At 72.6% G+C, this 21,349-nt stretch carries 13 protein-coding genes and 1 riboswitch; of the genes, 3 read left to right on the top strand and 10 right to left on the bottom strand.

Features of this window, described 5'->3' with window-relative positions; translation table 11 throughout:
* Window positions 1-47: 47 nt before the first annotated feature.
* The 4 genes from ACWGL3_RS13405 to ACWGL3_RS13390 form a co-directional block, all read right to left on the bottom strand.
* A complete protein-coding gene (locus ACWGL3_RS13405; RefSeq protein WP_452461317.1) occupies window positions 48-620 on the bottom strand; it encodes a hypothetical protein in 573 nt (190 codons plus the stop codon).
* A gap of 67 nt (window positions 621-687) precedes the next feature.
* Window positions 688-999: a L,D-transpeptidase gene (locus ACWGL3_RS13400; RefSeq protein ID WP_346660223.1), complete on the bottom strand. Its 312-nt coding sequence runs from the start codon at window positions 997-999 to the stop codon at window positions 688-690.
* A 469-nt stretch (window positions 1,000-1,468) separates the two neighbouring features.
* A complete protein-coding gene (gene putP, locus ACWGL3_RS13395) occupies window positions 1,469-3,037 on the bottom strand; it encodes a sodium/proline symporter PutP (protein ID WP_267950565.1) in 1,569 nt (522 codons plus the stop codon).
* A 348-nt stretch (window positions 3,038-3,385) separates the two neighbouring features.
* Window positions 3,386-4,114, bottom strand: a complete 729-nt coding sequence (locus ACWGL3_RS13390; RefSeq protein ID WP_267947141.1) for a FadR/GntR family transcriptional regulator — start codon at window positions 4,112-4,114, stop codon at window positions 3,386-3,388.
* Window positions 4,115-4,373: 259 nt separating this feature from the next.
* On the opposite strand from ACWGL3_RS13390, the gene ACWGL3_RS13385 reads away from it, so the two are divergent.
* Window positions 4,374-6,314 (top strand): S1 family peptidase, encoded by a 1,941-nt coding sequence (locus ACWGL3_RS13385; protein WP_452461316.1) that lies wholly within the window; start codon window positions 4,374-4,376, stop codon window positions 6,312-6,314.
* A gap of 286 nt (window positions 6,315-6,600) precedes the next feature.
* Window positions 6,601-10,482, top strand: coding sequence for an FxSxx-COOH system tetratricopeptide repeat protein (gene fxsT, locus ACWGL3_RS13380; protein WP_452461315.1), 3,882 nt, complete (start codon window positions 6,601-6,603; stop codon window positions 10,480-10,482).
* A 43-nt stretch (window positions 10,483-10,525) separates the two neighbouring features.
* On the opposite strand, the gene ACWGL3_RS13375 is transcribed toward fxsT, so the two are convergent.
* Window positions 10,526-10,741 carry a DUF397 domain-containing protein gene (locus tag ACWGL3_RS13375; RefSeq protein ID WP_267950566.1) on the bottom strand — a complete coding sequence of 72 codons (216 nt, stop codon included), beginning with the start codon at window positions 10,739-10,741 and terminating at the stop codon, window positions 10,526-10,528.
* A 143-nt stretch (window positions 10,742-10,884) separates the two neighbouring features.
* Here ACWGL3_RS13375 and ACWGL3_RS13370 point away from each other — a divergent pair, with 143 nt between their 5' ends.
* Window positions 10,885-11,205 (top strand): CU044_2847 family protein, encoded by a 321-nt coding sequence (locus ACWGL3_RS13370; protein ID WP_267947144.1) that lies wholly within the window; start codon window positions 10,885-10,887, stop codon window positions 11,203-11,205.
* A gap of 161 nt (window positions 11,206-11,366) precedes the next feature.
* On the opposite strand, the gene ACWGL3_RS13365 is transcribed toward ACWGL3_RS13370, so the two are convergent.
* The 5 genes from ACWGL3_RS13365 to ACWGL3_RS13345 form a co-directional block, all read right to left on the bottom strand.
* Complete coding sequence (locus ACWGL3_RS13365; RefSeq protein ID WP_267947145.1) at window positions 11,367-12,449, bottom strand: ribonucleotide-diphosphate reductase subunit beta; 1,083 nt, start codon at window positions 12,447-12,449, stop codon at window positions 11,367-11,369.
* A gap of 135 nt (window positions 12,450-12,584) precedes the next feature.
* Window positions 12,585-15,116, bottom strand: coding sequence for a ribonucleoside-diphosphate reductase subunit alpha (locus ACWGL3_RS13360; RefSeq protein WP_267947146.1), 2,532 nt, complete (start codon window positions 15,114-15,116; stop codon window positions 12,585-12,587).
* Between the two features lie 157 nt (window positions 15,117-15,273).
* A riboswitch (cobalamin riboswitch) is annotated at window positions 15,274-15,464 on the bottom strand.
* A 440-nt stretch (window positions 15,465-15,904) separates the two neighbouring features.
* Window positions 15,905-16,477, bottom strand: a complete 573-nt coding sequence (locus ACWGL3_RS13355; RefSeq protein WP_267947147.1) for a hypothetical protein — start codon at window positions 16,475-16,477, stop codon at window positions 15,905-15,907.
* 27 nt (window positions 16,478-16,504) lie between these two features.
* Entirely contained in the window at window positions 16,505-18,178 is a 1,674-nt protein-coding gene (locus tag ACWGL3_RS13350; RefSeq protein WP_355010740.1) for an NYN domain-containing protein, read from the bottom strand.
* Between the two features lie 198 nt (window positions 18,179-18,376).
* A complete protein-coding gene (locus ACWGL3_RS13345) occupies window positions 18,377-21,196 on the bottom strand; it encodes a sigma-70 family RNA polymerase sigma factor (protein ID WP_267947149.1) in 2,820 nt (939 codons plus the stop codon).
* Window positions 21,197-21,349 lie beyond the last annotated feature (153 nt).

The raw sequence follows: 21,349 nt of genomic DNA, 5'->3' as shown, positions 1-21,349 counted from the left end.
GTCACCCCGTGCTCGCCACGGGGTGACACCGGTCGTGGATCAGCTGGTCAGTCGATGTAGGTCGGGTACGCGGGCACGGCGACGGGCGCGGGCTCCGGCTGGCCCGGGTCCTCGCACAGCTCGGCCTCCGCAACCGGCAGCTCAACGGGCGCCTCCGCAACCGGCAGCCCGGAGGGGTCCGTCGGGCACTCGGCCGGGGCGGGGACCGCAGTGGGGTAACCGGGGATCGCCGAGGGGTAGTCGGGGACCGCCGAGGGGTAGTCGGGGACCGCAATGGGATAACCGGGGATCGCCGAGGGGTAGTCGGGGATCGCGGTGGGGTAGCCGGGGACCGCGGAGGGGTCCGTCGGGCACTCGGCCGGGGCGGGGACCGCAGTGGGGTAGCCGGGGATCGCGGTGGGGTAGCCGGGGACCGCGGAGGGGTCCGTCGGGCACTCGGCCGGGGCGGGGACCGCAGTGGGGTAGCCGGGGATCGCCGAGGGGTAGTCGGGGATCGCGGTGGGGTAGTCAGGGGTCGCGGTGGGGTAGCCGGGGACCGCGTCGTCGGCCCAGGCAGGGGATCCGCCGAACAGGGCGGCGGCCGCGAAACCGGCGACGATCAGGTAGTGCTTCAGACGCATGGCAGTCCTCGTGTGTGGTTCATGTGAGCGGGATATCGTCCCGCGCCGCGATCCGGAGACGGTCGGCTCACGCGGAGATCTCGACCGGGGTGCCGATCGGCAGGTTCTCGGCCATCAAGGTGATGTCCTCGTCGAAGCCACGGACGCACCCGTGGCTGACCTGGCGGCCCAGCGCGTCCTCGTCGCCGGCGCCGTGCACCGCGAGCCGTCCGGGGCCGTCCGCGAACGTCTCCAACGTCTCGGAGAACCCGCTCAGGCCGAAGGCGTAGACCCCGTAGGGCCCCTCCGGATCCGGCGGCTGGAGCAGCTCGGTGGAATAGTAGCGGCCCTCGGGAGCGGGAATCTCGCCCTCCCCCGCGCCGATCACACCGGTGCGCACCCCCTCGTCCCCGTCGAAGACGGTGAACTCGAAGTCGCCGGTCGACCTCCACGCGGTACGCCGTGGAGGTCGGCCACACCTCTTCGCTCCTCACCCGGCCCGTGCCGCCGTTCGGACGGACCGGCAGCAGCACCTGAAGCCACTCGCCCTCGTTGCGTCCGACGGGGAACGCCCGCTCCACCCCGAAGTCGTTCGGACTCGTGAGGGTGTGCAACATCTCCCCGCCACCGGGCCCGGCGCGGACATCGGCCCCGTCGTCGAGGACCCTCGCGATCTCCCCACCCTCGACGCCGTTGGCGGCGGTGTCGACGGGCGCCTCCTCCGACGCCGGTTCGTCGGCCGGGCGAAGCCCCTGCGCGGGGACGACCGGCGACCGGGCACGCGACCCGTGCACGCGCAGCGGGCACAAGGCCGGGGCACCCGGAGAGGGCCCTCCGCACCGGGGTGCGGCCCCGGCGCGGAGGGGGGGTCAGACCCCGGCGGCCTTCTCGGCCCCGGGGCCGGACCCGGCCGCGCGGAGTTCGGCCTCGACCCGGTCGAAGTCCTCCTCCATCTGCGTGCTGACCTTCGCCAGTCCGTTGAACACGAAGATCGCGACAAGGCTGAGGGCGACGGCGGGAACCATCGCGTACAGGCCGATGCCGAGGTAGGCGGTGTCGACGACGTCCCAGAGGATCGCGGTGACGCCGCCCGCGATCATCCCCGCGAGCGCCCCGGCCCAGGTCATCCTCTTCCAGAAAACGGAGAGCACGAGGATCGGTCCGAAGCCGGCGCCGAAACCGGCCCACGCGTAGCCGACCAGGTCCATCACCGACTGGTTGCCCCACAGCGCGATCGCCGCGGCGGCCAGGGCGACGACCACGACGGTGACGCGGCTGATCCACAGCAGCGCCCTCGGGTCGGCGTCCCTGTTCACGAAGGCCTTGTAGCCGTCCTCGGTGAGCGCGGACGCCGCGACCAGCAGCTGCGAGTCGGCCGTGCTCATGACGGCGGCGAGGATGGCGGCGAGCAGGAGTCCGGCGACCAGCGGGTGGCTCAGCGACTCGATGAGGAGCGGGAAGACCTGCTCGGGGTTGCCGAGGGGGGTGTCGAAGTAGGCGATGCCGATGAAGCCGATCGCCACGGCCATGGCCATGGCGCTGACCGCCCAGGTGACGCTGATGACGGCGGCCTTCGGGATGTCCCTGACCGACCGGATGCCCATGTAGCGGGAGAGGATGTGGGGCTGTCCGAAGTAGCCCAGGCCCCAGGCCAGCCCGGAGAGGATGACGACCCAGCCGAGGGTCTCCGTGGAGGCCCACCGGCCGAGGTCGGCGTCGAGGGAGACCCCGCCGACGGCGGACAGGAGGCCGTCGCTCCTGGCGGACACGCCTTCGGCCAGGCCGCCGAGACCGCCGAGCGCGGTGACCGCCATGACGGGGACCACCAGCAGCGCCAGCCACATCATCGCGGCCTGCACGACGTCGGTGTAGGAGACCGCGAGGAAGCCGCCGAGGACGGTGTAGAGCACCACGATGCCGACGCCGATGGCGATGCCGGGGGCCGGGGAGAGGCCGAAGACCTGGTCGAACAGGGCCGCCATGGCGACCAGGCCGGAGGCGACGTAGAAGAAGTAGAAGACGATGATGAGGATCGCCGAGACCCCGCGCAGCAGGCGGGTGGGGTCGTTGAAGCGGTTCTCCAGGAACGAGGAGAGCGTCAGCGAGTCGGAGTCGCCGCCCGCGCGGGCGTCGGTGACCCGCTCCGTGTACACCCGGAGCCGGGGGGCGAGGAGGATCCAGCTCCCCGCGAAACCGCAGGCCAGGCCCACGGCGATCCACGCCTCCCCCAGGCCGGAGACGTAGATGGCGCCCGGCAGGCCGAGCAGCAGCCATCCGCTGAAGTCGCTGGCGTTGGCGCTCAGGGCGGCCACCCAGCTGTTGAGCTGGCGGCCCCCGAGCACGAAGTCGGACTGCGAGACGGTCCGCTTGTAGGCCCAGAGGCCGATGGCGACCATGCCGGCGAGGTAGACCGCGAAGGTTCCGATCGACCAGAGCATCGATTCGCTCAAGACCGGCTCCTCCCTTCCCTTGCGCGCGCAACTGATGCCCTTACGCGCTGTTTACGGACATTGCTCGCGATCACTACCCCTTGTTCCACGGGTCACAACGGTTGTGCGGTGAACCACACCGCTTCGAGACCGCGCCGAGTCCTCGGGGGGCGCCGTTTGTCCGTGCGGCCATGCGGGACGCCCGCGGTTTGTCCGATCGGACAGGAGGAGCGCGAGCCACCGTGGGGCGGCGGGGCCGCTCGCGGCCCGAGGGGGCGGTGGGGCGCCGACCGGGGCGTCGCGGAGGACGCTGTCGGCCTCCGCGGACCCGTGGGGGGCCGGGGCCGCCCGGCGGGTTCAGCCGAACCGCGTGCGGAGCCCCGACTCCACGGCGGCGAGGTGCTCGCCCAGGGCGCGCCGGGCCGCCTCCGGGTCGCGGGTGCGGACGGCGCGCGCGATCTCCCCGTGCTGGGCGTTGCTGAGCGCGATCCCCTCCTCTGTGGGCGGGGCCGTGTCCATGAGCCCGTTGACCCGCATCCGCACGTCCGTCAGGACGGCGGTGAGCTCCTCGGAACCGGTCAGGCGGGCCAGGGTGACGTGCAGGACGGTGTCGAGGCGGCGGTAGGCGGCCCGGTCGGCCCGCTCCGCGGCGGCGAGGCCGACCGACAGCAGGCGCTCCTGCTCGGCGGTCAGGCCGGTCTCGGCGAGCCGGACCACGACCCCGGTCTCCACCACCCGGCGGAGGGCGAGCAGGTCGTCCAGCCCGGCGCCCGTGGCCGCGAGGCCGCGCAGGGCCTGGCCGGGCGTGGGGCGGGGCGGGACACCGCGGACGAACGTTCCGCCGCTGCGCCCCCTGCGCGCCTCGACGTACCCCCGGTCCTGGAGCAGGCGCAGGGCCTCGCGCAGGGTGACGCGGCCGACGCCCAGCCTGGCGGCGAGGTCGCGCTCGGCGGGGAAGCGGGCTCCGGCGGGGACCACGCCGAGCCGGATCGCGCACAGCAGCCGGTCGACGGTGGCCTCCAGGGCTCTGCCCGACGGCACCGGGCGGAAGACCGCCTCGGCCGCGGGATCGGTGGGAGGGTCCACACGGTCAGCTTAGGCTTGCCCCCGGTCCTTCAGGGTCCGCGACCACCGGGGGGGCGCCGCCCGCGGCGCCGGCCGCTCTCCGGCAGCCGTGCCGGGTCCGGCCCGCGCCCCTGCTCGCGGGACGCCTCCCCGCGGGCGGTCGTCCGCGTGTCCGGCCCGCCGGCGGGGCCCGGCGCCGGGCCTTCGCCCCCTGGTTCACAGTCGCCCCTCGGGGGAACGGTTCCGGGCACAACGGAATTCGAGAGAGGTCCCCCCGACAGTGGACACCCCCCTTTCACCCCGCGGCCTCCAGCCGAACGAACCGGCCTGGCAGATGCGGGTGCTCTACGAGGACGAGGCCGTGGGCGGCGCCGTCCTGCTGTCCCCCGGCCTGCTGGTGACGTGCGCGCACGTCGTCAACACGGCGCTCGGCCGCGACGGGGACCCGGAGGACCACCCGGGAGCGGGCACCACGGTGCGCCTGCGCTCGTTCGACGGGCGGGTGTGGGAGGCGGAGGTCGCGACCGACCTGTGGGCGGCGGGGCCGCAGAGCCGCGACCTGGCCCTGCTGCGCCTGAGCGGCCCGGGGCTGCCGGACACCGACTTCCCGGTCCTCAGCGGCTGCGGGGGCCTGGAGCCGGGGCAGGCCCTGTACACGACGGGGTACCCGGAGGACATGCGGTCGCTCCAGGCCTCGGTGACCTACCACGGCAGGGGCGGACCCAACGGCGTCACGCACCAGGTCGAGACGCCTCCCTCGCGGTCGTCCCGGATCACCGGCGGGTTCAGCGGGTGCGCCGTACGGACCGAGACCGGTGAGCTGGTGGGACTCGTGCAGATGAACCACCACTACGAGTGGGGGCGTCCCGGCGAGCCCTCGGGGATCGCCTTCATCCTGCCCGTGGAGGAGATCGCGGGCGAGCGGGCCGGGGGCGAGACCGTCTCGGCCCAGCGCCTCGCGGACGAGTCGCTGTGCGGGAGGCGGACCTACGACCGCCTGCACGACCTCCTGGACTCGATCCCCCTGGAGGCGGTCCCGCCGGAGAGGCTGCTGGAGCCCCGGGAGATGCGCCGGGTCAGGCAGCAGGGGGCCGCCACCACCGCCTGGCGGGTCCTCACCGCGCTGTGGGACCTGGTGCCGGGGGCGGGGAGACCGCCGTTACGGGTGGCCTGGGTCCACCACGTCTACCGGGAGGTCTCCCCTCACAGGCCGGTCCCGCCGATGGTCTGGCAGTGGATCCGGGACGAGGCCTCCGTCCTGGGCCGTGAGTGGGCGGAGGCCCTGGCCGCGGACCGGGGCGAGCGCCTGCGCGGGCCCGAGGAGCCCTCCCCCGCGGAGCGCCCCGCCCCCGAGCCCGTCCCCGACGAGCCCGACACGATGGTGTTCTTCGACCTGGAGCCGGTGACCGGCGGCTTCAAGCTCTCGCACGGCTTCGCCCGGCGGGGCGAGGCGGACGGCCGTCCGCTGCACCAGGACACGAGGCTGGTCAGCGAGCCGGAGATCTGCGACGAGATCGGCGACCTCATGAGCGACGTGGTCATGCGCAGGCTGGTCACCCCGAACGAGGAGTCCCTGCGGCTGCGCGTCTTCCTCCCGAGGAACCTTCTGTACCTGCGCCTGGGACAGGCCACCGGCACCAGCGAGGTGCAGTTCCCCTCCCGGCTGGCGTCGAGGTACGAGATCGTCTACCACATACGCGAGCGGCACGTGGACCCGAGCTACCTGGGGACCCCTCCCGGCCGGTGGCTCCTGCGCTCGGAGAAGCAGCGGGAGGAGGCCCTGGTGGAGGACCGCAACGTCCTCCTCACGTGGGAGAAGAAGGTGAGCGAGGTCGCGGACGCCCTGTCGAGGTCGCACCTGACCGTGTGCGCCGTGGACTCCGAGACCGGCGACGCCGAACACGTCTACGACTCCGCCGTCAACATGGGGGTCCCCACCATCGTCAAGGGCCCCAAGAAGGCCGTGTTCGACTTCGTGAACGAGCTGCTCGAACGGGAGCCCCGGTCCCGGGTGAGGATCACCGCCCTCCCCCGGCTCCTCCGCGACAAGTCGCAGGACTACCCCGACTTCCGCGACGTCTCCCTGTTCCAGGACGACTACGGGGACGTGCTCGCGCGGGCCGTCCTCGACGGGGGTTCGGCGCTCCCCCGGGCGGGAGGGGGCGGGACGGGCGCGGTGCCGTCCCCTCGGGCGGCGGCCTCCCGTGACGTGCCGGACTGACCGAGCCGGGGAGAGCCGCCGTGCCGACCATTCCACTCCATCCTTTATGCCCGTGCCGTTCGGCCGAAATCGTCTGGAAGCGGAGGCGATACCGACCCGTGAACCCTCCCGAACACGCACATCGGGGGTCCGTTCCGATTTCCCGGGCGATCGGGACGCGCCGCACGGCACCGCCCCCGACGGCGGCGTGGCAGAATCGGAGGAAGGACATTTCCAGGAGGAGTTCAGAAGAGGGGCCCGCCGACCCCTCCTTTGAAGTTCCCCACAAGGGGAAAAAGACGACATAATGGACGATTTGTCCCACAGGTACCAGAACGCACTCAGCACTCTGACAGGTGGCTCGTCCCGCCCGGTCGTTCTCGTCGACTCGTCCCCCCTCATGGAGCTGCACCGCGACAGCGTGGCCGCGCTGGTCGAGGGCGCCGGGCGGGCCGGGTGCACGGTCGTCCGCTTCCACCCCGGCAACCCCACGCACACCAGGGGTGAACACGATCCACCGTGGCCCCTGGAGTCCCACCTCCCCCCGGACGCCGCGGTCGCCGTCCTCGTCACCGACACGCAGGACCGCGGGTGGCGCGGCCCGAGGCTGCGCGCCTGGGCCGCCTCGCTCGCCTCCCGCCTGCCGACCGTCCTCCTCCACCTCCTGGACCGCTCCGTCTGGTCCGGGGGGCCGCTCGCGCCCGGGCCGATGCGCATGACCGGGCCGTCCCCCGTCCCGCCCTCCTCCTGGGAGTTCACGGGGGCGGCGGCCGGCGCCGGGGACGGCGGCCTCCCCGCGGACGCCGCCGTGCTCCCCGTGCTGGAGTTCGGCCCGGACGCCCTCACCGCGTGGAGCGCGGTCGTGAGCGGCGGGGCCGGCGCCTGGGAGGCCGACGCGGCCGTGCTCCCCGCCGACGGCGCCCGGCCCCCGGGCTCCGCCCCCTGGGACCCCGATCCCGTGTCGCGCTTCCTCTCCCACGCCTCGCGCGGAGCACGCGACCTCGCCGTGCGGCTGGCCCAGGCCCCGGTCAACCTCAGGGTGGCCGAGCTGATCCAGAGCAACATCCCGCACGCGCCCCGCGACCCGCGCGCGGCCGTCACCGAGATCGCCGAGGTGTTCGGCAGCGAGCTGATGGACCCGGCCGTGCCCCTGGGGGACCTCGACGACCCCGCCGCCGCGGCCCTGGAGTTCCTTCCGGGGGTCCGCAGGGACCTCCTGGGCGGATTCGGCGACCTCAGCGTGATGCGGTCGGTGTTCTACTCCCTCGGGATCGAGTTCAAGGACGCGGCCAGGCTCTACCAGTGGCTGTCCCGGATCGAGACCGGCGCCCCCCAGGACCCCCCGCTCGACGGCGAGGAGGACCTGGCCCGCGCCGTGCTGCCCGCGCTCTCCGAGATGCCGGGCGAGTACCGCAGGTTCGCGGACCAGCTCCGCGTCGCCCTGGGGGAGGCGCCCGCCCGCGAGGCCGCTCCGACGGGCGCCCCGGCGGCCCGCAGCACACCCCCGGACGGGGCGCGCTCCCCCGGCGGCCCCGCCCCCCGGCACGGGGACGCGCCCCGCCCCCAGACCACCGCCCCCCGAGAGGAACCGAGCCCGACCGTGACCGACCCCCACACCCCCGCGACGGAGTCCGCCGGCTCGGAGCCCCTGGCCCTGGGCAGTTCGAGGCTGCGCCGTTCGCGGCAGAAGCCGCTCGCCAAGCTCCGCGGCGTCCCGCCGCACAACCTGAACTTCACCGGGCGGGAGAAGATCCTCGAACACGTCCACGACCTGTTGGAGGACTCCGTCGGCGGGGTCTACCTGCTGGCGGGCGGCGGCGGCATCGGCAAGACCCAGATCGCCACCGAGTACGTGCACCGGCACCGGGACGAGTACGACCTGATCTGGTGGTTCGCCGCCAACAGCGCCTCGGACGTCCAGCAGTCCTACCTGCGCCTGGCCCGGTACCTGGGCCTGGGCGACGACACCGGGAACCTGGAGCAGGTCGCCCAGCAGGTACGGGAGGTCCTGGAGGGCGACCCCGGGGTGGGGCGCTGGCTCCTCGTCTTCGACGACGTCTCCGAGCTCGACCAGCTGGGGGAGGAGGTCCTCCCCTCGAACGGCCCCGGGGACGTCATCATCACCTCCCGCGACCAGAGCTGGATCCCCAGCGGGCGCAGCGAGGGCTCGATCGTCCCCAGCCTGAGCGCGCGGGAGAGCGTCGCCCTGCTCCGCAAGGTCTGCCCCCACGGCCTGGACGACGACGCGACGGCCCTGCGCATCGCCGAGCGGCTGGAGCACCTCCCCCTCGCGCTCGCGCAGGTCGGCGCCTACCTGCGCGACTCCCTGATGAGCGTGGAGGAGTTCCTCCACCTGCTCCAGGACAAGTTCGACGAACTCGTCACCCACGTGGAGCCGGAGGACCTGTACCCCCTGCCCCTGGCGGCGGCCTGGAACATGCAGCTCGACGACCTCCGGCGCGGCACGGGGCCCGACCGCGCCCTCAAGCGGATGGTCAGGGAGTTCGTCCAGCTCTGCTCGTTCTTCGCCCCGCGCTCCCTCTCGCGCACCCTGTTCCACCGCGCCCGCGGGCTGAGCCCCAACCCGGACCTGTCACAGATCCTCGGCAACGAGATGGTCCTGACGAGGGTCCTGCGCTACGTGAGCAGGCACAGCCTCGCCGAGTTCGACCGGACCAACCACACCTTCCAGCTGCACGTCACCTTCCAGACCGTCGTGCAGAGCACCCTCGGCGACGAGGAGCGGGTGCGCTACCGCGACCTGGCCCACCGGCTGCTGGCGCAGAGCGACCCCCTCGGCCCCGAGCTCCCGCAGAACTGGCCCGAGTACCAGCTGCTGTACACCCACGTGGACGCCTCCGAGGCGTGGCGCAGCCACGACCCGCAGGTCCGCGGCCTGGTGGGCAACGTGATCGTCTACCTGGTGGAGACCGGGAACGGCGACGCCGCGCTCGCCCTGGCGGACCGGGCCATCGAGGCCTGGTACGACGACACCGCGCAGAGGTTCCAGATCCAGCTGCTGCGCACCAGGATCCTCCGGATCCGCGGCGACAACGAGATCGCCCTCGCCGAGGCGGAGCGGATGTACGCGGAGCAGGCCCAGCTGGAGGGCCCGGAGAGCGAGGAGGCCCTGGAGGCCCACCGGGCGCGGGCCATCGCGCTCAGCAACCTCGGGCACTACGCCAGGGCCCTGGCCATGTTCGAGGACATCCACCGGACGAGGACCATGCTCTTCGCCGAGGACGACGAGAACACCCTGGTCATCGCCCACGACATCGGCGGCTGCCTGCGCCGCCTCGGCCGCTTCCGGCAGGCCCTGGAGCTGGACCGGCGCACCCTCGAACAGCGCAAGTACGTGTTCGGGCCGGACGGCATCCCGACGCTGCGGACGCGGTTGTCGATCGGCCTCGGCCTCATGGCCCTCGGGTACCTGGAGGAGGCCCGGGAGACGCTGGTGGACTGCCGGAGGCGGTTCGAGGTCACCGAGGCCAACGCCAGCACCCACACCTCGGACATCCCGGTCTTCCTCTCCGTCATCCACCGCCGGCTCGGCGACCACACCCTGGCGCTGGAGCTGACCGAGCAGGCGCGCGAGGTCAACGTCGCGCGCTACGGGCCGCACGCCCCGCCGACGCTGCACCTCAACAGCATCCACATGGTGAACCTGGCCTTCGCCAACCGCCTGGAGGAGGCCCGCCGGCTGGTCGAGGACCTCCTGGTACACATGGACGACAGGTTCCCCTCACGCCACCTCTTCCCCTGGGCCTCCAGGGCCAACGCGGCGATCGTGTTCCGCGTGCTGGGCGAGTACGAGCGGGCGCACGAGCTGGACCGCACCGCCATGGCGGAGATCCGCGAGCGCTTCCCCGACGCGGACGTCACCCTCACCGCCGTCGAGGTCAACCTGGGCAACGACCTGTTCGCCCTGGGGAGGCTCAAGGAGGCCCGCGCCCAGGACGCCGCGAGCGTGGAGCTGTGCCGGGAGGCCCTGGGGGAGCACCACGTCTTCCTGACCACGGCCCGGCGCAACCTGCTGATCAGCCGGCGGGCGCTGGGCGAGGACGTCGGGGACGAGTGGGAGGCGCTGCGCGAGCACTACACCTCGCGGTTCGGGCCCGAGCACCGCTTCGTGACCACGATGGCGTCCTTCACCCGGCTGGACACCGACATCTTCCCCGTCCGGGACTGAGGAGGGGGCGGTCCCGGCACACGCCCGGGGCCGCGGGGGCCGCTCAGCGCACGGACGAGACCAGGGACAGCCACTCGCGGGACCGGAACCGCAGGACGTCCCCTCCGGGGCGGTGGGAGTCGCGGAGGCACACGCGGCCCGGCTCGCCGAGGGAGGCCTCGCAGCAGTCGGCTCCGGATCCCGACCTCGACGACTTGCGCCATCCGGTGCCGTCGCGTCCGTCCCGCCAGATGGCACTTGAGCCGTTTCGCCCGGTCATAACTGGTACGTCCCACCGTTTCCTCCGCGCGGACGGCAGCGGAATATCATCGTTGCCGGACATCTCCCCCTATTTTACTTTCTGTGGACATCAAGAGGAATGGCAAGCCCCTTCGGAGAATGCGTGAGGCCAGTGTGAACAAAGTGATCGACTTCGTCACCGACGACGGCACCGTGATCAGCATCGAGTCCGCCCCCGTCCGCAAGGAGGGGGCCGCCCCCGTCTCACGGACCCCGGGAAAGGCCACCGGGGACAAAAGGCTCGACTCCGTCCTGCTCCGCATCAGGAAGATCGCCGAGGCCGTGTCGGCGCAACTGGAGGAGCTCTCCTCCTCCTCGCTGGCGCCCTCGGAGACGGAGGTCGAATTCGGTGTGACCGTGAGCGCCGAGGCGGACGTCGTGGTGGTCAAGGGGACCGGCGAGGCCACCTTCAACGTCCGGATGACCTGGACCGCCAAGGGCTGAGGGCCGGGTCCCGGCGCCTCCGGCCGGGGCCCGGGACACACCCCCCGCACGCGAAAGCGGCCCGGATCGCGCGCCTCGATCCGGGCCGCCCGGGGGGAGGCCGTGTCCGCCTCCCGGGAGGAGAACCCCGTCCGGCCCGCCTCACGCGGGCCGGGACACCGTCAGTCCCAGTCCAGGCCGCTGCCGGTCTGGTACTCGATGACGCGGGTCTCGAAGAAGTTCTTCTCCTTCTGGAGGTCCATCATCTCGCTCATCCACGGGAACGGGTTCTCCGTCTCCCCGAAGATGGGGGCCAGGCCGATCTGCTCGGCGCGGCGGTCGGTGATGAAGTGCATGTACTTCTCGCACAGCTCCGAGTTGAGGCCGAGCACGCCGCGCGGCATGGTCTCGCGGCCGTACGCCACCTCCAGCTCGCACGCCTCCGCCAGCATCCGCCGGACCTCGCCCTGGAACTCCTCGCTCCACAGGTGCGGGTTCTCGATCTTGATCTGGTTGATCACGTCGATGCCGAAGTTCAGGTGGATCGACTCGTCGCGCAGGATGTACTGGTACTGCTCCGCGATGCCGATCATCTTGTTGCGGCGGCCCAGCGACAGGATCTGCGCGAAGCCGGTGTAGAACCACATGCCCTCGAAGATCACGTAGAACGCCACCAGGTCGCGCAGGAACGCCTGGTCGGCCTCCGGCGTGCCGGTGCGGAACTCCGGGTTCTCCAGGTTCTGGGTGTACTTGAGCGCCCAGGCGTCCTTCGCCGTGATCGACGGGACCTCCCGGTACATGTTGAAGAGCTCGCCCTCGTCCAGGCCCAGGCTCTCGCAGATGTACTGGAAGGTGTGGGTGTGCACCGCCTCCTCGAAGGCCTGGCGCAGCAGGTACTGGCGGCACTCCGGGTTGGTGAGCTGGCGGTACACGGCCAGGACGATGTTGTTGGCCACCAGCGACTCGGCGGTCGCGAAGAAGCCGAGGTTGCGCTTGAGCATCAGGCGCTCGTCCTCGGTCAGCCCGTCCTTGGACTTCCACAGCGCGATGTCGGCCTGCATGGCGACCTCGGTGGGCATCCAGTGGTTGTTGCAGCCCGCGAGGTACTTCTCCCACGCCCACGTGTACTTGAGCGGGAGCAGCTGGTTGACGTCGGCGCGGGCGTTGATCATCGCCTTGTCGTCGACGTTGACGCGCTCGGCGTCGCGCTCGATCTCACCGAGGCCGCTGGTGGCGCCGGCGTTGTTCTCGGAGACTGCGGTCATGCTGGGGTTCTTCCGTTCTCCGGCCGGGCCGGAAAGTCGTTGTCGGGAGCGGGACGCGGCGTCGCCGCGGGCACGGTCCGGCGGGGCGGCCGGACCGGCCCGGGGCCGCCGGCGGGCGGCCCCGGGTCTCACGCCCTACTGGCAGGCCTCGCACTCGGGGTCGTCGATGGAGCAGGCCTGGCCGTCGACGATCTCGAACTCGTCCTCGACCTCGGTGTTCACGGCGGCGGGCGCCGCGACCGGCTCGGGGACGGGGGCGGGTGCCGGGGCGCTCGGGGTCGCGGCGACCGAGTTGAGGCGGCCGTCGGTGCCCTTGAGCGTGCTCTTCTCCACGTGCGTGGCGCTCTGCGAACGCAGGTAGTAGGTGGTCTTGAGGCCGGAGCGCCACGCGCGGCGGTACAGGGTGTCGAGCTTCCTGCCGCTCGGGGCCGCCATGTACAGGTTCAGGGACTGGGCCTGGTCGATCCACTTCTGGCGGCGCGATCCCGCGTCCACCAGCCACTCGGGGTCGACCTCGAACGCGGTCGCGTACAGCGCCTTGAGGTCGTCCGGGACGCGGTCGATGGCGCCGAGGCTGCCGTCGTGCATCTTCAGCGCCGAGACCATGTCGTCGTCCCACAGGCCGCGCGCCTTGAGGTCCCGGACCAGGTACGGGTTGACGACGGTGAAGTCGCCGGACATGTTCGACTTGACGTACAGGTTCCGGTAGAGCGGCTCGATCGACTGGCCGACACCGGTGATGTTGGCGATGGTCGCGGTGGGCGCGATCGCCATCACGTTGGAGTTGCGCATCCCGGTGGACCTCACGCGCTCGCGCAGCGAGTCCCAGTCGAGGGTCTCGCCCCGGTCCATGTCCAGGTCGCCGCCGCGGGAGTCGGCGAGGAGCCGCAGCGAGTCGATCGGCAGGACGCCCCGGCTCCACAGCGAGCCCTCGAAGGACTCGTAGGCGCCGCGCTCGGAGGCCAGCTCCATGGACGCCTCGATGGCGTAGTAGCTGATCAGCTCCATGCTCTCGTCGGCGAACGTCACCGCGCCCTCGGAGGCGAACGGGGTGCGCAGCTTGAACAGGGCGTCCTGGAAGCCCATCAGGCCGAGGCCCACGGGGCGGTGGCGCATGTTCGCGCGGCGCGCCTCGGGGATCGTGTAGAAGTTCACGTCGATGACGTTGTCGAGCATGCGCACGGCGGTGCGGACGGTGCGGCGCAGGCGCTCGGCGTCCAGGCCGTCGGGGCCCACGTGCTGGGCCAGGTTGACCGAGCCCAGGTTGCAGACGGCGACCTCGTCGGCGCTGGTGTTCAGCGTGATCTCGGTGCACAGGTTGGAGGAGTGCACGACGCCGACGTGCTGCTGCGGCGAGCGCAGGTTGGACGGGTCCTTGAAGGTGATCCAGGGGTGCCCGGTCTCGAACAGCATGGTCAGCATGCGACGCCAGAGGTCGACCGCGGGGATCTTCTTGGCGACCTTGATCCGGCCCTCCTCGGCGGCGGCCTCGTACTTCTCGTAGGCCTCGGCGAAGTCGGTGCCGTACTTGTCGTGCAGGTCGGGGACCTCGTCCGGCGAGAACAGGGTCCAGCTGCCGCCCTGCTCCACACGCTGCATGAACAGGTCCGGAACCCAGTTCGCGGTGTTCATGTCGTGGGTGCGGCGGCGGTCGTCGCCGGTGTTCTTGCGGAGGTCGAGGAACTCCTCGATGTCGATGTGCCAGGTCTCCAGGTAGGCGCACACGGCGCCCTTGCGCTTGCCGCCCTGGTTGACCGCGACGGCGGTGTCGTTGGCGATCTTCAGGAACGGGACGACGCCCTGGCTCTTGCCGTTGGTGCCGCGGATGTGCGAGCCGAGGCCGCGCACCGGGGTCCAGTCGTTGCCGAGCCCGCCCGAGTACTTGGACAGCATCGCGTTGTTGCTGATGCCGTGGAAGATGGCCTGGAGGTCGTCGCCGACGGTGGTGAGGAAACAGGAGGACAGCTGCGCGCGCACCGTGCCGGCGTTGAACAGGGTGGGCGTGGAGGCCATGAAGTCGAACGAGGACAGCAGCTCGTAGAACTCGATGGCGCGGGCCTCGCGGTCGTCCTCGTTGAGGGCCAGCCCCATGGCGACGCGCATGAAGAACGCCTGCGGCAGCTCGTAGCGGACCTCGTCGCTGTGCAGGAAGTAGCGGTCGTAGAGGGTCTGGATGCCGAGGAAGGTGAACTGCTCGTCGCGCTCGGGGCGCAGGGCGGCGCCCAGTCGCTCCAGGTCGAACCCGGCGAGCGCCGGGTCGAGCTGGCCCAGGTCGATGCCGCGGCTGACGTAGGCGGCCAGGTAGGCGGCGTAGCGCTCGCCCATCTCGGACTGCCCGGCGGCGTCGGGGGCACCGCTGATGAAGGTGAGGGCCTCGCGGCGCAGCTTGTCCAGCAGCAGGCGGGCGGCCACGAACGAGTAGTCCGGGTCGACCTCCACGAAGCTGCGGGCGGCCATGACCAGGGCGAGCTCGACCTCGGAGTCGGGGATGCCGGGGTAGAAGCCGCGGCGGGCCTCGGTGAGGACCTTCTCCGCCGAAACACCGGTGAGCCTCGCACAGGCCTCGGTCACGACGTGCTCGATCCGGTCGACGGCGGCGGGGGGCGCGCCCTCGTTGGTCGGCTCGGGCCGAACGGATACGGGCACGGCCTCGACGTCAAGGGTCATACAGCGGCTCCAACCTCGGTAGAAGAGTCCCGGCGGGGAGGGGACACGATGGGCAAGGTGCGCGGCACGCACCGGGGGACCGACGCACCGGGTGCGTGCGGTCGTCCGACCGGTGGGTCGCGGCGGCTCACCCTCGAAGCCCCGTCGTCGGCGCACGTTCACGTGCGCACCGGTGGCAGGTCTTCGGGCTCGTGGGCGGCCTACGCACCGTCGCTTCCCGGGGCCTTCGGGGGTCCCCAGTGCCTGTGACGGCTTCGTTCCCACTTACCGCTGCGGGGCAGCCCCGGCTTCGCACCGGGTTCCCTCTTGCCTCACCCCGAGGGGTGAACCACCAGCGGGACAGATACTACATCTAGGGGGCCCTGCGTTGGAACACCGCAAGATGATGGCGTGTCATCGATTTCTCGGATTCTTCGACGATCGTCGAACACACGCGTGGGCCGTGGTATGAGAGGGCCTCGGGCACCCGGTTCAGGGGGATGTCGCGCCTCGTCGGGGCAGCTGGGAGGCGACCGGACACAGCCTAGATCGTCGCCGGGGCTCCCCGGGACCGGAGCGCCCCCCCGAGGGGCGGCCGAACGCCCGGAACGCCGCTTCCGAGGCGGTTCGGACGGCGCCAGGCGAACCGGTGCCGCTGACCACACGGCCGTGTCCGCGGCGGCCGGCCCCGGACCGGAGCGGCCGGGCGGAGATCCGTGCCTCCACCGCCCCGGGCGTGTCGGCGGCGCGCCCGCACGTCGGAAAGCTCACTCCGCCGGGCCGGAGTGCCCCGGCCCGGACGGCCGGGGTCACTCCTCGTCGAGTCTGCGGTCCAGCCGGTCCTCGGACAGCCCCAGGTCGGTGCGGATGCGGAACCGGATGCGCAGGAGCTCCACCAGGAGGTCGCGGACGTAGGGCGAGGAGGCCCGGTCGAGGAACCGGTGCGCGCCGACCGTCGCCCACCGCTCGGCGCCCTCCAGGTCGTCGTGCGCGTACAGTGCCTCCGCGACGTGGATGAAGGTCTGGAGTCCGGGCGGATCCTCGCCCTCCAGGCGTTTGAGGTGGGCGTAGGCCTGGTCGACCTCGTCCAGTTGCAGGAGTGCCCCGGCGCTGAGCGCGCGGGCGTCGATCACCGTGGCCCCGCCGTCGTCGATCGCCCTCTGGTAGGCCGAGCAGGCGCGCTCGAACTCCTGGGCGATCTCCCACTGCTCCCCCGCGCGCACGAACAGCTCCGCGCGCGAGACCTCGCTCCCCGCGTCGACCCGGTTGGCCAGGTCCAGGAGTTGGGCGGCGACCCGTCCGTGCTCACCGGACCGGACAGCGTGGAATTCCCAACGGTCGAGTTCTGCCGTCGTCACGTGGGTCAACCGCATCGCCCCCATCCCCTACTCGCACTCCCGCGCGCCCTGTCAGGACCTGGCCCGCTCCAGGGCCTGCCAGAACCCCTGGCGCAGTCCGTCACGGACCTCGTCACGCAACAGGTGGTCGATCGGCAGCGAGGAGCCCTGGAGCAGGCGCGCCTCCAGGTCGGAGGGCATCCTGGGCCTGCGGGCGAGTACGGCCTCCACCCACAGGGCGGGCGCCTCGCGAGCGATCGACTCCGCGAAGTCGTTCCCTTCCTTGTGCGCGACATGCACCGCTTCGTCAACGGTATGCGCGGCGGGACGTGTCTGCTGTGGATATCCAGGACTGGGACGGGATTCCTGGTAGCCGCCGGCGCTGAACCGGCTGGCGGGTTCGGGACCAGTAGGTGGCGGCCCCCCGTAGGGGGAGGCTGCCCCACCGCGGTGAGCGGTGTCAGTTTCCGTACTGGTCCCATAGGTAGGGTTTGCGTCGGCCGCTCCCCCGAATCCGGAGCCGTCCCCACCCCCGTAGCGCGGGTCCTGGCGCGGGTCCTGCCGTGGGTCCTGGGGTGGGGCGCTTCTCGGAGGTGGCGCGTGGCCGGGTTGGCCGTCCGACGCGAAGGAGCGCTGCGGCCCCGTCCCCGCGGCGAAGGACTGCTGGGGTCCCGTGCCGTTGAAGGAGGGCTGCGCTCCGGTCATCGGCCCCGATCCGGAGGCCGGCCTCCCGGGCATGCCGTAGCCGCTCGGGTCCGCGCCGCGCATCGACGGGTGCCCGTCGGTGACGGGATAGCCCTGCTGCCCGTTGTGGGCGGGGTGGCCCCCGGTCACCGAGTGGCCGGGGTAGGAGCCGCCGCCCGTGCCGGGCGGGGTCTGCCCGCCGGACGGGAATCCGTTGGCGTCGATGCCGCCCGGCTGCTGGCCGCCGTCGCCCCCCGGTCCGACGAGGTGGTCCCCGCCGCGCTGCTGCGCGAGGGACCTCCGCATGGCGCGCAGCTGGTCCATGGCGCTGCCCTGGGGGACGGGCTGGCCCCCGGTCCCCGCGAACATCGCCTCCAGGCCGCCGCTGGAGGATCCCACCGGGTCGACCCGGGCGCCGCCGGGCTGGGCCGCGACGGGCTGCCGCGGCGTCTCGGGCGCGGAACGGGCCCGGCCGTTGGCGAACGGCGTCGTGGTCTTGGCCGCGGTCTCCTGGGAGGAGCCGCTGCTGGAGAGGAGGTTGACGTGCGGGCGCAGGTGGCCCGCCCCGATCTCGATGAGGTCGTCGCACTCCCGGCGCAGGGCCCGGGAGATGGTCCAGTTGCCCTCGACGGACACGTGCACGACGGTAACGCGCACGCCCATGTCCTGGACGTCGGCGACGACGGAAGCCATGTCCTCGTCACCGCTGACCAGGACGGCGTCGCACAGGACGCCGGTGCGTGCCAGCGTGGTGATGTCGCGCTGGACATAACTCTCCACGCCCTCGCGGCGGCCGGGCCGTATCCTCGCGGCACGGAACTTGACGCCGGGGATGTCGGCGATGCCGTCCTGCTCCTGGGAGCGCCGCTCGTCGGCGACGGCCTCGTACCAGTAGCAACGCAGCAGCGGAAGACCGGTGCGGTCCCGTGCGACCTCGTTGAGGAACTGGACGAGTCCGGAGTAGTCCCAGGAGACGGAGTCCCGGTTGCGGGTTCCGTGCACGGCCATCGCGCCGTCCGCGAGAAGGTATCCCGCGTCAACGAACAACGCGCAGCGGTCCACGTGACACCGCCCCCTTCCCTTTTGACTCTGGGGCCATATCCATGACCGGGGCACAGCCTAGCCAAGTCTGTCTGGTTTTGCGTGCCCTCTTTGAATACGGAAAGTTATTGACCCACTACACACAGGCGGGATCCCGTTGAGGGGCGGGCTTTTCCAGCCGCCCGGGCCTGCCGGGAAACCCGTCGCGAATACCGGACTTCAGGTACGCATCGGGGCGGTCAGCGCCACGACGCCGACCAGCACCGCGTCCTGTTCGGAGAGGATTCGGATATCCGTTTCCCTGCCGAGTACTGGGTCGAATCGTACGACGTCGGTACCGAAGGTGAAGGGGTCCCCCACGGCCCCGCGGGCGGAACTCGCGAAGGCGTTGTCCTCCTCCCCGTACCCGCCGCTCGGGGCGACCGCGCGGCCGTCCACCGTCACCCGGTCCCCCCGCAGGTCGGCGTCGCCCTCCCAGGCCACCACGTCCACGTGGGAGGGCACCGCGGCGGGGAGCAGACCCGACACCGGGAACGACATCCCCGTGCGGCTCCGGAAGACCGCCCCGGTGTCGTCGAGCACCATCGCCTGGTTGTAGGAGCCGATGCCCGGGTCCTCCAGGACCACCACCAGGCTCCACCCGGCGTAGACGCCCCGGCCCTCCCGGGCCGGCACGTCGCCCACCCACCACTCGCCGCCGCCCTGGGCCCTCACCAGGTCGGTGACCTCGGCGAACGCCTGGTAGGCGGGGTATCCGGGCAGGTCCGCGACCTTCGTGTCGGTGGCGGCCACGGTCCGGTAGGACGTCATGCCCGGCCCCCTGACCCGGGCCGCGGGGGCGTCGGGGGCGCCCGCGGCCGAGAAGTACAGCCCCGCCCAGCGGACCGCGCCGCCCTCGGGGAGGTCCCAGGTCGCGGCGCTCGCCGAGGTGGTGGCGTCCGGATCGCCCTCGAGGGGAGCCATCACCCAGTTGTCGTTGTCGCGGTGCTCCCCCTCCCTCAGGCGGGCGTCGGCACAGGGGCCGTCCGGCGCCTCCGGCCCGGCCCCGGAGGACGGGTCCGGACCCGGTTCCGGTTCCGGGACGGGCCCGGGGCCGCCGTCCGGGTTCTCCGGGTCCGCGACCTCCGGGTCCGCGACCTCCGGATTCGGGTCCCGCTCCGGGGCCGTGGGCGACACGCCGTCCGGCAGGGCGCCGGCTCCGTCAGGGGCGCCGCCGTCCTCTCCCTCCGCGTCGTCCTCGGGGATCTCCTCCTCCCCCCGGGACCCCTCTTCCCCCGGGGACGCCTCCGTGCCGGGCTCCGCGGGCAGCGGCCCCCGCGGTGCGCGGGCCAGGTCCGCGTCGGCCTCCGGAGCGGTGCGCCCGTCGGCGCCCGGGGTCCCCCCTGTCCCGGGGCCGGCGCCGGGGACGCCGGGGTTCCCGGGCCGCCAGGGCCACGGCCACGGCCAGTGCCCCCCGTGGTCCCGCTCCGGCTCGACACAGGTCATCAGCGCGTTGCCGACGCTCTCGGTCCGCACCCGCCCGGCCGTCGCGTAGCGCGCGGCCACCCCCTCGGAGGAGACCCCGCGCTCCCCGGTCGCACTGGCGGCCACGCCTCCGGAGGACACCGTCACGGACGCGGGCACGCCGACGTCGGCCCCGGCGTCCACGCGCACGTCCAGGAACTGGGTGCTGTTCTGCCCGGACGCCATCCGCGGGTGCGCGCAGCGGCCGCCGCCGCTGCCCGACGAGCAGCTCCAGTCGCCGTTCCCGGTCGCCATGGGGACGGAGCTGCCGGCGCCGCCGGAGGAGACCATCTCGACCCCCGGCGGCAGCGTGATCACCGCGATGACGTCCTCGACCGTGGACGCGCCGATGTTGCGGACGTCCAGGACCACGATCCCCTCGCTGCCCGGGAGGAGCGCGCCGACGGGGTCGATGCCCGCCGCGAACAGCGGTTCGGGGGCGTCCTCGGCCACCTCCTCCTCGGGGACGTCCGCCGGGGGCACGGCCGGCTCCGCCGGGGCCTCCGGGGGCGCGGGCCGGTCCGGGGCCGACGTCCCCCCCGGCGCGGCGGGGGGCGGGGCGGCGGGGGGCGGGCCCGGAGGCGTGTCGGGGGCGGCCGGGTCCCCCGGCGCGGGCGCGGGAACGGGTTCCTCCTGCGGGGCCGCCGCCGGGGGCGGGTCCTCGGGACGCATCGGAACCTCCCCGCCGGTCAGGGCGAGCGCGACCGCGACCGCCATGCCCGCGGCGGCGGCGCCGCCGGCCGCCGCCTGCTGCTGGCGGCGCGACATCCGGCCCCACCAGGCTCCCGTGGCCGCGCCGCCCGGGGTGAGGGCGAGGTAGCCCGCCGCCCCGGAGCCGACCACCAGCGGGAGGACGACCCCGCGCAGGCCGACGTTGACGTCCATCAGCTCCGCGTACACCTCACGGCAGTCCGCGCAGCCGTCCATGTGCGTGTCGACCTTGGCGGTGTCCCGTTTGGACAGGCCGCCCCGGACGTAACCGCCGAGGAGCCCCAGGGTCGGGCGGCACGCCTCCGCGGCCGCGCCGCCGGCCAGGTGCATCTGGAGGTAGGCCTGCCGGAGCCCCTCCCGGGCCCGGTAGGCGAGGGCGGCGACCCCGTTCGGGTTCATGCCGAGCAGGGGCGCGGCCTCGGCCGGCTTGGTGCCCTCGATCTCGGTGTGCCAGAGGACGGCCTGCCACCGCTCCGGCAGGGAGAGGAAGGCACGGGCGATCAGTGATCTCTCCAGCCCCTCCAGCGCCGGATCCACGAACGGCTGGCCCGGGACGAGGCTCTCCATGTCGTCCGTGACGACCTGGCGCTTCTCCCCCCGCCCCCGGTCGTACGCGGCGTTGCGCACCGCGGTGAGCAGGTAGGGACGGAAGGAGTCCTCGGGGCCCTTGCCCCTCCGGATGACGCTGAGCACCCGGGTGAACGCCTCGGCGACGGCGTCCTCCGCCTCGGCCTCCCCGCGCAACAGCTGCCTGGCCAGTCCGCGCGCCGACGCCGCGTGCCGCTCGTACAGAGTCGCGTAGGCGGCGGTGTCGCCGCCACGCACCCGCCTGATGATCTCAGCGTCACCGACGAGTGTCTCTGTGTGATTTCTGTCGGCGTCGGACACCGAACGTCCTCTCATCTGATCCCGCCACAAGCCAGGAAGAACGCTGGTTCGGCGTCGGAAGAACACGTACTCGAAAAAAATATCCCGCAT

The organism is Nocardiopsis sp. NPDC055824, assembly GCF_053616335.1.
Note: the sequence above shows the minus strand (reverse complement) of the source record. Positions and strands in the feature narration are given on the sequence as shown.

What these genes read in the sequence shown, in the direction of transcription:
- ACWGL3_RS13355 (WP_267947147.1), bottom strand. Translation starts at nt 16,477, where the DNA reads ATGGGGGCGATGCGGTTGACCCACGTGACGACGGCAGAACTCGACCGT.
- ACWGL3_RS13360 (WP_267947146.1), bottom strand. Translation starts at nt 15,116, where the DNA reads ATGACCCTTGACGTCGAGGCCGTGCCCGTATCCGTTCGGCCCGAGCCG.
- ACWGL3_RS13405 (WP_452461317.1), bottom strand. Translation starts at nt 620, where the DNA reads ATGCGTCTGAAGCACTACCTGATCGTCGCCGGTTTCGCGGCCGCCGCC.
- fxsT (WP_452461315.1), top strand. Translation starts at nt 6,601, where the DNA reads ATGGACGATTTGTCCCACAGGTACCAGAACGCACTCAGCACTCTGACA.
- ACWGL3_RS13365 (WP_267947145.1), bottom strand. Translation starts at nt 12,449, where the DNA reads ATGACCGCAGTCTCCGAGAACAACGCCGGCGCCACCAGCGGCCTCGGT.
- putP (WP_267950565.1), bottom strand. Translation starts at nt 3,037, where the DNA reads ATGCTCTGGTCGATCGGAACCTTCGCGGTCTACCTCGCCGGCATGGTC.
- ACWGL3_RS13375 (WP_267950566.1), bottom strand. Translation starts at nt 10,741, where the DNA reads ATGACCGGGCGAAACGGCTCAAGTGCCATCTGGCGGGACGGACGCGAC.